The sequence below is a fragment of the Ekhidna sp. genome, assembly GCF_965227465.1.
Classification (GTDB): Bacteria; Bacteroidota; Bacteroidia; order Cytophagales; family Cyclobacteriaceae; genus Ekhidna.
Window position 1 is genome coordinate 1,810,866 of record NZ_OZ245746.1, and the last position, 13,966, is coordinate 1,824,831.

The 13,966-nt window shown below is 39.8% G+C and carries 11 protein-coding genes; 8 read left to right on the forward strand and 3 right to left on the reverse strand.

Features of this window, described 5'->3' with window-relative positions; translation table 11 throughout:
* Positions 1-50: 50 nt before the first annotated feature.
* Positions 51-584, forward strand: a complete 534-nt coding sequence (locus ACO05G_RS08005) for a TetR/AcrR family transcriptional regulator (protein WP_421765488.1) — start codon at positions 51-53, stop codon at positions 582-584.
* Between the two features lie 94 nt (positions 585-678).
* Positions 679-1,743 carry an alkane 1-monooxygenase gene (locus tag ACO05G_RS08010; RefSeq protein ID WP_421765489.1) on the forward strand — a complete coding sequence of 355 codons (1,065 nt, stop codon included), beginning with the start codon at positions 679-681 and terminating at the stop codon, positions 1,741-1,743.
* A gap of 14 nt (positions 1,744-1,757) precedes the next feature.
* Here the strand turns inward: ACO05G_RS08010 and ACO05G_RS08015 are convergent, their stop codons facing one another.
* The 3 genes from ACO05G_RS08015 to ACO05G_RS08025 form a co-directional block, all read right to left on the reverse strand.
* The gene (locus tag ACO05G_RS08015) at positions 1,758-2,642 is read right to left on the reverse strand and encodes a 3'(2'),5'-bisphosphate nucleotidase CysQ family protein (RefSeq protein ID WP_421765490.1); all 885 of its coding nucleotides are present in this window, start codon (positions 2,640-2,642) and stop codon (positions 1,758-1,760) included.
* On the reverse strand, positions 2,639-3,607 hold the full coding sequence (locus tag ACO05G_RS08020; protein WP_421765491.1) for a phosphotransferase: 969 nt from the start codon (positions 3,605-3,607) through the stop codon (positions 2,639-2,641). Before ACO05G_RS08020 ends, ACO05G_RS08015 begins: the two co-directional genes overlap by 4 nt.
* 155 nt (positions 3,608-3,762) lie before the next feature.
* A complete protein-coding gene (locus ACO05G_RS08025; RefSeq protein WP_348282238.1) occupies positions 3,763-3,957 on the reverse strand; it encodes a cold-shock protein in 195 nt (64 codons plus the stop codon).
* Positions 3,958-4,379: 422 nt separating this feature from the next.
* Here ACO05G_RS08025 and ACO05G_RS08030 point away from each other — a divergent pair, with 422 nt between their 5' ends.
* The 6 genes from ACO05G_RS08030 to ACO05G_RS08055 all read left to right on the forward strand — a co-directional run bounded on the left by ACO05G_RS08030 (position 4,380) and on the right by ACO05G_RS08055 (position 13,802).
* A complete protein-coding gene (locus tag ACO05G_RS08030) occupies positions 4,380-4,949 on the forward strand; it encodes an EF-hand domain-containing protein (protein WP_421765492.1) in 570 nt (189 codons plus the stop codon).
* Positions 4,950-5,031: 82 nt separating this feature from the next.
* Complete coding sequence (locus ACO05G_RS08035) at positions 5,032-11,541, forward strand: DUF2341 domain-containing protein (RefSeq protein ID WP_421765493.1); 6,510 nt, start codon at positions 5,032-5,034, stop codon at positions 11,539-11,541.
* Positions 11,542-11,666: 125 nt separating this feature from the next.
* Complete coding sequence (locus tag ACO05G_RS08040; RefSeq protein WP_421765494.1) at positions 11,667-12,176, forward strand: hypothetical protein; 510 nt, start codon at positions 11,667-11,669, stop codon at positions 12,174-12,176.
* Positions 12,177-12,241: 65 nt separating this feature from the next.
* The gene (locus ACO05G_RS08045) at positions 12,242-12,673 is read left to right on the forward strand and encodes a PAS domain-containing protein (RefSeq protein WP_421765495.1); all 432 of its coding nucleotides are present in this window, start codon (positions 12,242-12,244) and stop codon (positions 12,671-12,673) included.
* Between the two features lie 52 nt (positions 12,674-12,725).
* Positions 12,726-13,229, forward strand: coding sequence for a GreA/GreB family elongation factor (locus ACO05G_RS08050; protein ID WP_421765496.1), 504 nt, complete (start codon positions 12,726-12,728; stop codon positions 13,227-13,229).
* 171 nt (positions 13,230-13,400) lie between these two features.
* A complete protein-coding gene (locus ACO05G_RS08055) occupies positions 13,401-13,802 on the forward strand; it encodes a DUF1987 domain-containing protein (protein WP_421765497.1) in 402 nt (133 codons plus the stop codon).
* Positions 13,803-13,966 lie beyond the last annotated feature (164 nt).

Here is a 13,966-nt window from a genome sequence, read left to right on the forward strand (position 1 = left end):
ACTTCCAGGCTTACTGACATAGATAACCAATTTAATTTTCGTCAAAGGAAATGAAGGGAGACAAACGGAACATCTGGATCGATGCGGCATACCGACGTTTTGCTTTGCATGGAGAAGCTGGATTGACTGTCGAAGCAATAGCCAGAGATTTGGGCAAGAACAAATCTTCGTTCTATCACTATTTTGGTGATTTACAAGTACTTACATTCGAGATTCTCACTCAACACCTGCAAAATTCAAATGAAGTCGGACGCAAAATCAAAGACGCTATCGCTTTAGATCCAGATGTCATACATATTATTATGGATCACAAAATTGATTTTCTATTTCATAAACAATTAAAGCTTGGAGATCCTCTGGTATACAAAGAACACTATGAAAAAGCATATGCGTATGTGAAAGACCCTTTGGTAGCCAAACTAAGTGAAGGGCTTGGTATAAAGGATAAACAGCTTTTTTCCAACGCATTGGTGGGCCTTGTAAGCGATAATTTCTTATTACGTATTCAGGAAACCACACTATCTATTCAGTGGCTCAGAGATTATCTTGAGGAACTTCAGGCGCTAATCAAACATATTAAATAGCCTATTATTTTTTTCACTTTTTGAACGGTTACCGATTAAAAACTATAACCTTCAGCCTCTAACTTCGGATGCAGCAAAGACAAAGCTTGTAAATATGAGATTGAAATGGTTAAAATATTTGGCGGTTTATAGTGTGCCTTTAGCTGTGTTGTGTTCAATATACTTTGGAGGCTGGTTTAGTTATTCAGCTATCATTTATGCGTTTGGACTTATTCCTTTTTTTGAGCTCTTAACCAGTGGATCAATAAAGAATATGGATAAAGCGCAGGAAGAAATAGTGCGAAAAGATCGTGTATATGACTACCTACTCTATGGGCTAGTACCCACTCAGCTTTTTATCCTTGGTTATTTCCTATTTAGGATTAGTGTCGGAGGACTGGAAACATATGAATTGGTGGGAATGACCCTTGCCTATGGGGTAGCTTGTGGAGTAGCTATCAACAACGCCCATGAACTGGGTCATAGAAGCAACAGGCACGAGCAGTTTTTGAGCAAAATATTGCTCATGACCTCTTTGTACATGCACTTTTTTATCGAACATAATAGAGGACATCATCGAAATGTGGCAACAAAAGAAGACCCGGCATCCAGTCGCTATGGAGAAATTATTTATGCTTTTTACTTGAGGACCGTCAAAGATGGTTGGTTATCTGCATGGAAACTTGAAAAAGAGCGACTGATCAAAGTCAAAAAATCATTTTGGAGTTTACATAATGAAATGCTTCTTTTTCAGCTAATTCAATTAGGGCTCGTGTTAGCTATCGGATTCTTCCTTGGCCTTCAGCCCATGTTTCTTTTTGTTTTAGGTGCTGTGGCCGGATTTATGCAATTGGAGACTGTTAACTACATCGAACACTATGGTTTGCAAAGAAAAATGAAAGGGGATAGATATGAACGAACCTTGCCCATTCATTCATGGAATTCCAATCACCCGTTGGGAAGACTGGTTTTGCTGGAACTTTCCAGACACTCCGATCACCACTACATGGCGAGCAGACCTTATCAGGTGTTACGTCACTTTGATGAGAGTCCACAAATGCCAACAGGATACCCCGGCATGATGTTAATGGCGCTGGTCCCTCCCATTTGGTTCAAGGTAATGCATCAAAAAATTGACAGATATAAGGAATCTCTTGAAGGTCAACATTTGGCTAAGTAAACACAAATGCCTTCTTAAATGGATACCCGCTTATTCAATTGGATGATCCATTTTGATAATTCCTTGTTGGTAGCATAAACGACACCTACTTCATTCATAAAGGTGTTATCAGGATTATTTAGATGTAAAGACTCACCCGAAGCATTGGAAACACAAACACCTAACTCTTCACAGAAAAGCCGAGTAGCAGCAAAATCCCAGATACTTCCACCGCCTTTATTGCGCTTTGGAAACTTAAAATAACAACCTGTTCCTGAGTTAAGGACTTCTATTACATTTCTTACCGCACCAAAATTGGAATGGAATTCAATGGGTGTTTTGTTCTGCTTTATAGCATAGTCTGCTAGTTGGGAAGTCACTTGATCAAAATAAGGTTGAGTTGGCATACTGCGATCCATGAATACATGAATAGACTCATCATTCAGTTTGGGTCTTTTAAAATCAACGCTATTTAATTGAACTCCACTTCCTTGCATTGAGGTATAAGTTTCCTCAGAATCAGGTACATATACCACACCAATTATCGGGTCGCCTGCATGAGTTACCAATGCGACAGAAACTGCATATCCGGATCGTTTCTCAATAAATGCCAGGGTCCCATCCATGGGATCAATACACCAGAAAAAATCCTTGATTAGCCGTGAGCGATCATCTGCCTGTTCCTCTGTTAACAGGCCTAAATCATATTTTTGAATGCTGTCCTCAAGGTGTTTTAAAATGATTTTCTGAGCTGTAGCATCTACTGCAGTCACCACTTGTGAAGCGGGCGTGTCACCCCCTTGCTTGTAATGCCTATCATTATGCTTATCGAACTGTGATTGAATATATCTTCCAGCTTCTTGAGCCGCTCGCAAAGCGATATCACGTAATGAAGTCAGATCTTCAGAACTTAGCTTCATTTTTCGTTTAGTTCTTTAATCACCTGATTGGTTAGTTTCTTACTATAGTCATTTATCTTCCAGTGTCCCGGACTCCAGCCATCGAGGAACCGATAAAAATCTGCCCATGCATAACGATACAGCTCGCTCCACTCTTTTTTAACTAACTGAAAATCAATGGTGTTATCCATAGTAACCTCAAGTTTATTAAAATAGTGATCTAACAATTCCATTTCAAATATCTCGCAATCCTTTTCTTCAAAACAACTGCTTATAAAGTATGCGACATCCTTCATTCCACAACCCTTTCCAACATATTGAAAATCAACAGCTGCAACTTCCGTTGCTCCAAAGCAGAAGTTAGCCAACTTAGCGTCACCATGGACAAGCGTCTGGTACTTTGCATTTGTTAAATGTGCGTCTATCATTTTGGCAGCACTCTTAAGTAAGTCGTTTTGCATACTTTCTAGCTCTTCCAGACGAGTTTCCAGATGCCAATAGGTGCCAACAGGCCACAACCCTTCTGGCTCCACTCCCATAAAGGTTGCATGAAAATGCGCCAACCAACTCAAACAAACTTTCGCCTGATCCATTGAAACCTGATCGTGATGTATTCGGGTATCGTATCCTGATGCATCAAGATCTTCCATGATTAGCAATAATTCATTTCCTTCCTCAATTGCATGATAACATTGAGGAGTTCTACAGCAGCGATTGGTTTGCTTCGTATAATTCTGATACCATTTCCGTTCTACAAGATAGGATGTGAGTTTTCTTTGGTGAGACAAGGAAGTATTCCAGCCTTTAGGATGATCCGGTTTATTGGGTAACCGAATATGCTTCACAATAATACTTGGGTACTTCCCCCCTTTTAGGTAATAGCGCCGAATCTCCCCATAACCACTCCACAGTCTTTGAACTGACTCAGAACAAATAATAGACTTTGCTCCTGTTATTTCGAGTATTTTAACATTTAAATCCTGCATGAAGATCAAAGCTGCTGGTTTGAAATAAAATCTACAATCGCTATCATTCTTATATCTATTCCAAAATAAAAAAGGTGGATCTACCATCGTAAATCCACCTTTTCTCTAAATCAGAGATGATAACAAATCCTCTCTTCTAATTTCTTGTATGGCGATTAGTCGATACGCTCTACATTGATTGCGTGTGGTCCTTTTTTACCTTCTTCTACCTCAAACGCTACTTTATCATTTTCAATGATCTCATGTATCAATCCACTAACGTGAACAAAAACATCTTTTTTTGAATTGTCTGGAGTAATAAATCCAAAACCTTTTTCACTGTTGAAAAACTTTACTGTTCCTTCTTGCATTTTAATCTAATTAACTTTTTATTTTTTGTGATGGAAGATTGATTTAATTAGTTAGAATCTCACAACCATCGAATTACTTCAATAATGAAGAAAAGACGTTTGAATTTGGCATAAGCCAAATCAACTTGAGTGGACACGTTTAGGGAATTTTTGTTGGAAATTACTCTTGAACGGATACTACCTACTGCGTGGAGCAGCGTATTTTACTTAATTATTGTACTCAAAATTCTCTTGAGCACTGCAAATGTACGTGAATTATTCTTAAGTGTACATAATCAAGACTCCTAATCATTGATTAATTTGATCAAACTATATAAATCGTATATTTAAAATCAGATTACTTGCTCTATAAGCCGATTTGAGCTCATTTAGCCTTTGATTACCCATAAGATTTGCAACTCGAGGATACAATAAAAAAGTGGATGTTCTTTTTCTATGTGCTGGATGCCAACCGTGATGGCGTATTAGAGCCAGCTGACATAGATGAAATAATCAATCGTCTGGTCAATGTCAAACCCGGCCTATTCAGTAGAGGTGAGCAGAAACACCTGCGCTACATATCATTAAAAAGCTTTGATCGTCTTCTAATAGAAGCGCATACCGGGAAAGCTCGTCAAATCAGTATTCTGGAATGGGTCCGGATAATTAAAAAAAATAATGAAACAGATAAGGAATCTTACTTTATTAGATGGTTTTCTGTTTCAGCTGTACGGTTTTTATTTGACTTGTTTGATCACAATAAGGATGGTTTTATCGACTTTGATGAATTTGAATCCCTCTATCAGGTGCTTGGTTTAAAACGAAGCAATATCATATTTGCTTTCAAGGAATTAGACATTAATAAAGATGGAGTCCTCAGCAAAGCTGAGATGTATGAAGCGATTAATGATTTCTTTTCCTCTAGCCGTGCCACGCTAAATAATAACGTTTTCGGGCAATACCGAACATTAAGTGACGACTACATCAATAAGCTGATTACCGTTCTCCTTTAGCTATTAATTCCTCTTACTCCTCGAAAAAAAGCCTCATTTGCTTATAAAAAAGTTATCTTAGATACAGATTAACCGTCTCTACATGCTACGCTCTAACTACATAATCAAAGTAATCTTTACTGGGATATTTACGGTATCGTTATATCCAATTTTTGCTCAAACCTGGCTTTCGGGGTATGAATTCAGAAAAGAAATCACATTAGATGGTACGGAGATAAGTGGCACCCATTCCGACTTCCCACTTCTATTCGAACTTGCTTCAGACACTGACTTGGCGGCAGATGCACGGTCGGATGGATATGATATAGTATTTACAGACGCAGATGGTATTACACAGCTTAATCATGAGTTAATTTCCTTCACTAGTGGCACTGGCGCCTATCGAGCATACGTTAAGACTGACTTGACCAATGCCACCAATAAGACCATTTATATGTATTATGGTAATAGTGATGCATCTACTGACCCTTCGTCTCAAAATACCTGGAATAGTAATTTTCAGGCTGTCTTACACCTACAAGAATCCGGAGATGGTAGTACAGATGAATTTGCAGACTCCTCTCCTAACGGGGTGCACGGCACAGGGGGCGGGCTTCCAAATAGTGGAACTACAGCGGCAACTCCAACACAAACGACGGGGAAATTTGGCTCTGCTCAGGATTTTGATGGAACGAATGATAGAATCCGTCTTCAGGCTATTAATGATAATTCCTGGTCGTCTTTCACAGTTCAGGTCTGGATCAACCCAGATGATACTGGGGATGATCGAATTTTCGGTAAATGCTGGGGAACAGGTGGAGATGATGAAACCTGGCTGCTGAGGCAAACAGGCGGAGTGATTGGGAGCAGAACTAATGTAAACAATGGAGGCACAGATAACGATGCAGAAATAGATGATGATGACGTCCCGGTAGCCTACAATACAGGAACATGGTACCTGGCGGCTTACACTTGGGATGCCTCAGATAACACGGTGCGTGTCTACCTAAATGGTACAGAGGTGCAAACAGGCGCATTAACAGGATCAAATCTGACTTTAAGCGGAGAACCCTCTGAAACTGATTTTGCCACTCTTGGAAATATACCTGGGGGTGGTCGAGACTTTAATGGACAAATGCAAGAAGCACGAGTTTCAGATTTGGCACGATCTGCCGACTGGCTTTTGACTCAATTCAATATTGAGGATGACCCAACAGGGTTTGTCTCAACTGTAGGAACAGAAGAACAATGCGGATCCCCTGTACCTGAAGGTGGTACAACCTCAGCAGCCGAGGGTACCATTCGCTCAGGTGAATCTACGACAATTACGCTATCCGGGAGTAATACTACCCCATTGCAATGGCAGTCTTCAACCGACAATGTGACCTTTTCAGATATTGGAGGTGAAACAGGCACCTCCCTAAACACTGGAGTCTTGACAGCAACAACATATTATCAGGTAAAGGTTGGATCAGCTTCATGTCAGGTACTATCGTCTACCACCTCAGTAACTGTGCTCCCTCCTTTCGCAAGTGGATACTGTTACCGTAAAAAAATTACCGTCGATAGAGATCTGGTTGGTGGCAGTGCCGATTTGAGCAACTTCCCTGTTTTGATATCTACAACTGATATCGACCTGAGAACAGTAGCCAATAATGGTAATGTGGAAAATGCTAATGGTTATGATATCACATTTACTACCTCTGATGGAACTACCGGGCTGAATCATGAAATCATTTCTTTCGATGCAACAACCGGTGAATATGTAGCCTGGGTTAACGTTCCGACTGTCTCTTATAATGCAAATACAGATATTTATATCTATTACGGAAACTCTGCAGTTTCCGGCGATCCATCGACCACCGCCACCTGGAATAGTGACTATGTAGCTGTCTGGCACCTTGAGGAAGACCCAAATGGGGATGTTGCCGGTTCGATACTTGATGCCACGGGTAATAACAACGATGGACAACCACAAGGTACCATGACCACTGCTGATTTGGTAACTGGTCAAATCGGCAATGCAATAGATTTTGACGGAACAGATGATTATATAACAGTGCCTGATGATGCGAGTCTTCAGATTACAGATAATACCCTCACGCTTAGCGCATGGGTAGATACTGAAGGAAATCTGGATAATGATGAAGGGTTTATTTTGAAAGGGGCAAATAATGACGAGAGCTATATGCTTGGCACCAACGATGCTGGAGCAAGCAATGAAGAACTCCGGGGCAGGATTAATGACAGTGGTAATAACTTTGAAGGTGGAGCTATTCCTACTACTGAATGGGCATACGTAACTGTCGCTTATGATGGCACAAATGTGATCGGCTATATAAATGGTGTAGAGCAATTTAGCTCTGCTTTTTCCACCAACATTGATGCTGGAGTTGGTGAAGTCGTTCTCCTTGGAACCCGAGCTGATCTCACTGGCACACGATTTTTTGAAGGCATTCTAGATGAACTCCGTATATCTGAAGCGGCTCATACTGCAGGATGGGTACTGACTGAATATAACAATCAAAGTGATCCTTCAACCTTTTATGCCTTTAGTGAGGAAGAGTACCCTCATGATGGTGGTACAGCTACAGCATCATCTAGCGAGATTGATTATAATACTAGCACAACTATCACACTTTCAGGTCAGGAAAGTGGAAGTACAATTCAGTGGCAATCTTCGACCGATAACATCACTTTTTCTGATATCAGCAGCGAAACGTCTATTACACTTAACACTGGTAATTTGACTGCTACCACGTATTTCAGGGCAGAAGTCACTGATAGTGGGTGTGAAGCCTATTCAACTATATCTACAGTCACCGTTCAACCTGATTATCTGAGTGGATATTGCTACAGAAAGAAGGTGATTATCGATGTAAACAAAGTGAGTGGAAGCACGGACTTAAGTAATTTTCCTATGCTGTTCAATTCAACTGACCCTGATCTGCGGACAAATGCAAATAATGGTCAGGTCACAAACGCGAATGGATACGATATTAAGTTTACTGATGCCAATGGTGCAGAATTAGATCATGAAATTGAAAGCTATACTGCCGGAACCGGTAATTTGATAGCATGGATTAGAGTTCCTGCAGTTTCGACTTCAGAAAATACCGTACTTTATATGCATTATGGTAATTCTTCAATTTCGGCAGATCCATCAGTAACTACTACCTGGGACAGTAATTATAAAGCGATATGGCATTTTGAGGATGACTTCCTGGATGCTACCTCGAATAACAATGACGGAACAGAAGGCTCAGCCGGGAGTACCGATGATGAAATTGGTATTATATCCCATGGTAGAGGTTTTTCGGGAGTAGATAATGGAGATAGCTGGATAAGTGTTACAAACAGCACTAGTATTGACACGGATATAACCAATCAGGTTACCCTGGAAGCCTGGGCCAGGTACTTTCTGCCTGTTCCACAAGATGCGCCCTTTATCATGAAATCTCCTGCAGTAAATCAGGAACGATACATGCTAGGTACAGATGGAGGAACAAACCCTGCAGCATTAAACCAACGAATCACGACTGGTTCAGGTCACTTCCGGTATGATAATGGTGCTGTTGATGCCGAGTGGCATCATTTTGTGTTAACCTATGATGCGGATTTGGCAGCAAATCCCAGAATGAAATTATATGTAGATGGCGTTTTAAATACAAGTAACGATGCAGACGGAAATATCCTAAGTGACAACACCAATCCTCTTTACATAGGGAGACGCTTAGATAACCGCAGATATCGTGGGGTCCTGGATGAATTAAGAATATCAAACTCTGCTAGATCAGCAGATTGGATTGCAACAGAATATAACAGTCAAAATGATCCTGCCACCTTCTATTCACTAGGTATCGAAGATTACAATGGAAATGGAGGGACAGCTACAGCGGATAACGCTACCATTGATTATAATGCAAGTGCAACAATTACACTAACCGGAGAATCTGGTACCATTCAATGGCAAACCTCTTCAGATAATTCTTCCTTTTCAGATGTTGGTGGTGAAACTTCGAGTACACTAAACACTGGGAGCCTGACTGAAAAAACTTATTTTCGTGCCGAAGTGGATAATGGTTCATGTATTATCTATTCAAATGTGGTTCAAATAACTGTTCGTCCAGACTTTATCGCGGACTACTCCTTTCGCAAGAAAATAACCATTGATAATACATTAGTAGCCGGAAGCAGCAATCATATCGACTTTCCAATTCTTTTTAGTACTACAGATGTTGATCTTGCTCAAGCATCAGGCAAGGTGCAGGACGCTAATGGATACGACATTCTCTTTACACTCGCTGATGGAACCACACTTGATTTTGATATTGAAAAATATGATGGAACAACAGGGGAATATATTACATGGATTCGGATTCCTACCCTATTTGTAAATGCCGATACAGAGATTTTTATGTATTACGGCAATTGTAGTTATGCCGGCGGTGATCCTTCTGTAAACGCCACCTATAACACAAACTACCTTGGAGTATATCACTTCAACGACGATTTGGCAGCCACAACTGTGGTGGATGATCGAACTAGCAACATGAATGATGGGACCTCAAATGGCACCATGAACGGTGCGGATGTTGTAAGCGCTCAAATAGGTGACGGTTTTGATTTTGATGGTGTTGATGATTATATCAACCTGGGAACAGGACCGCAATCCACAGCAGCCGGCACAAGAACAGTTGAATTGTGGGCTCAGGCAGATGCTTTTGATGACGGTGGATTATTTCAGGGAGGCACAATAGCAAATGATTTTTCGCTTCACACCGATAATGGAACTGATGATAATTGGGACATAGAATACAATGGCAACAATGATGAGTTTACCTTGAGCAATAGTTCAACTGGTTGGCACCACTACGCTCTTGCCTATGATGGAACAGTTGTTAAGCTGTATTATGATGGAGTTCTTTTTGACAATACTACTGCTGCTTTAACTACCGCTGCTAATAATCTTGAAATAGCCCGATGGAATGGCAATGAGCTCGATGGACTTGTTGATGAAGTGAAAGTTTCAGATGTGGCACGGTCATCAGATTGGATACTCACTGAGTATAATAATCAGTCAGATCCCAGTAGTTTTTATACCATTGAGGGGGAAACTGCGGAGAATAGATGGACAGGAGGCAATGGAAACACGAATTGGAATGAAGCTGGTAATTGGAGCTTTTGCTCAGTTCCCACTATAAGTAATGACATACTCATTCCAACTGGATTGACAGACTATCCCGTCCTGGATCAATCTCGAACAATAGGAGTTTTGAATATTGAATCTGGAGCATCACTGGATTTATCAGGTTTTTCTCTAACGTTGGAAGGAGACTTCATCAATGATGGTACATTAACCACGAATGGAGGAACCATCGAATTTTCAGGTGCGCAAGAGCAAGACATTACTGGCTCCACCCCTACCACTTTCCATAATATAGTTGTTAATAAGACCAGTCAATCCGCTGAACTACGACAAACTGCAAACGTAGGAAACCAGTTAACGCTGACAGCAGGAAACCTTTCCCTGAATGATAATAACCTTACTATCGAAAACACTGCAACTATTTCCGGTGGAAGTAGTTCCGCTTTTATTGTCACAGATGGGTTAGGTGAGCTATGTCAGAATGATTTGGAAAGTGCTGATGGTACTCGAGTATTTCCAATAGGCCCAAGTGCTTCAAGTTATAACCCCCTCAGCATTAATAACGTGGGTACAGCCGATGATTTTTGTGCACGGGTTGTCAGCACAGTTTACTCCGAAGGACAGATTGGATCAGGAACTCAGCAAACTGCTGACGCTATAGATCGTACCTGGTTTGTAAGCGAGGGCTCTTCGGGCGGGTCAGATGTAACCTTAACCATAGAATGGGATGCAGCTCATGAGCTCACCGATTTTGATCGCACAGACATGTTCATAAGTCATTACAATGGAATGGATTGGGAGGTTTATGGAAGTGGAATTAGTGCCACAGGATCGGATCCTTATGCAGCTTCAGTCTCTGGCGTGAGCTCTTTTAGTCCAGTTGGAGGTGGCTCCTCTCCAAGCGTTTTACCAGTGGAATTAGAGGATTTTACTGCCCTGCATATGGGCGATAGTGTTTTAGTAGAGTGGTCCACACGTACGGAGGTAAACAACGATTATTTTACTCTTGAACGATCTGTGGATGGTCTCAATTTTGAAGGAATTCATAAGATATCAGGTGCCGGAAATAGCAATGAGAGACTTAGTTATCAAGCTATTGACGCTTCACCATTCGTGGGGGCAAGTTTTTATCGGTTAAGCCAGACTGATTACGATGGTGCTAAGAATTACTCAAAAATCGTTCGGGTATATTGGAACACAAGTGCCGATAAATTCTCTATCTACCCAAATCCAAATCAGGGTTCGTTTCAATTGATTATCTCAGGAATTGAGAAAAATGCAATTGTACCTATTTCACTATTTAAGCTTGATGGAAGTCAGATTTGGAGTACATTCATTATCACCAATCAGGAAGGAACGATTAATGAAAATATTGTAACTCCTTTTGATTTAACAGAGGGCATCTACTTTATTAGGCTGAACATTAACAATGCAATTACAACCAAAAAGATTGTTGTGAAGTAGTAAATGCTTCATGCTCTAACGAGTCCTTTTCATGACTTTTCGGTCTATAAGTAGATATTGACGACTAATTAGGCCGTCAAAAAAGGTATTTTATGGTAATTTCATTTGTAATTAAAAAGCAACCCATGAAACCTATCCTATCTATCTTCTTACTCACAGTTTCTTTTTTAAGCTTTTCTCAAAACGAAGACATAGTTAAAACCATTGACAATCTAACCGCCAAATGGGATAAGCAAGCAGTTGATCTAAGTAAATTTTCCGGAATAAAATATTACTGTTCATCTGATGTTTATCGAGAAAAAACGATTGGTCTACTGGACAAAATTCATCACTACGATACAGTGCTTTATAATATAGTCAGTGAAAAGTATGAGAATAAAAAAGACAAAGAAGCAGAGGCAACCTTAGCGGACATTCTCACCGTTGAGACCGAATATACGACACCTAATTTTAAAACTTTTCTTCAAACGGAATGTCAAAAGTTTGAAGAAATAGGAAAGGAATATGACCCTAACAGCTCCAAGTACTTCAAGGAAATAGAAAAATTAGAAAAGGAATTAGACAAGTATGTCAGTCACATCACTGAAAGAATAGATCTAATTGACGAACACATTCATCATTTGAAGTTGGATTGACCATTATAAAAGTAAGATTAAAGCCGTCGATTCTTTATCTTTATAGTAACTGACTTCTATGTTTGATGACTGCCCACTTAGAAATTGAAAAACTAAATACTGCATTTCAAGAGAGTGAAGAATCCTTTCTTAATTTGGTTGAAGGACTTGACATTGGTGTTGGAATTTATAATCCTAACGCCACACCTATAGCCTGTAATTCGGCTGCTTACGAACTGCTGGGACTTTCCAAAGAGCAATTTCTTGGTAATTCAGCCATGGACCCGTATTGGAAGGTAATACATGAAGATGGTAGCAAATTTGAAACATATGATTTTCCAATCATCGATGTGATCACGAACTATAAACCCAAACTTGGAGTTATCATGGGTGTTTCCAGGCCTTTAAAAAACGATCAGGTTTGGCTGGAAGTTAATGCCCATCCTATACTGGAAGTAGGGTCAATTATTCGAGTTATTTGTACGTACAAAGACGTTACAAATCGATTCATCAGTTAACCCACTTTCGTTAGGTTCAATTTTTCAATCTAATTTATCTTTTACTACTTAAATGAGCAGAGCATTTGTCAATGAGGATAATCAGGAAGAAGCCCCGCTAATTCCGCCCAGAGCCCCCTTACCAAACGGTTCTATTAATTATGTAACGCCCTTTGGGCTGCAGCAGTTAAAGTCTGAAAGAGTAAAGCTTCAGGAAGAAATGGATTCTTTACCTGGTGACGATGACAAGGCGAAAAGATTCTCCAAACAATTAATTAAAGGGAAGCTTACCTTATTGGACGAACGGATACAATCCGCAAGGTTGTTATCCTTATCCAGTGAGGAGAAAAATGAAGTCAGGTTTGGAGCGATTGTCACCTTAAAATTTGAGGGTGAAAACTCAAGTCAAACTTTTCAGATTGTAGGAGTTGATGAGGCGAATGTAAAAGATGCCAAAATAGCTTTTACCTCTCCTATTGCTCGATTGCTATCAGGTAAGAAAGTTGGTGACCAAGCTTCTCTTGATTTAGGGAATAAAACTCGGAAAATGTCTATCGTTAAAATTAGCTACGACTAGCATACTCTTCGATTAATACCATTAATTCTTCACATAAAACTATGACGTTTTTTAATTCAAAGTTCTTTATCAAGTTGTGAGAATCACTTAACGAGCAAAATCGACTTCTCACCTAAAAACACTCCCATGTTTCAAAAAAATTTAGTCTTTTTAAGGTAGAAAATGTCATCAATGGAACCGATCAAAATTTATCCTACTAGAAACACCCCAGCTGTTCTTCTCGATCCTTCGAAAGGTGTATTCAAATTATTCGGTAGATCGAGTCCTGAGAATAGCATTCAGTTTTATGAACCACTGAGGTCTACACTTTCAAGCGAAATGGTTTCAGACAGATTGGATGTAAGAATAAAAATGGAATACTTCAATACAAGCTCTTCTAAATGTATTTACGATTTACTAAAAGAAATAAAATCATTGGAAGTAAAAGGCAAAGAGGTAATAGTGCGATGGTACTATGATGAAGACGATGAAGACATGCTGGAAGCAGGTGAGGACTATAGTGACTTACTTGATATGAATTTTAGGTTCATTGAATATCATCCAAACGAACAGCCAAATAGAAAAAGCGCCTGAGTAAGGCTGACCACCAGCTAGTATGAATAGCCAGCTTTAGTCAAAACCCTAACCAACCCACCTCATCAATACTTTTTATTGATAGCTTATAAAATTTACAAAATCATAAACAATTGAGTATAAAGTAGTTATATGTAAATATGATTCCTTTAATTGATTAACTG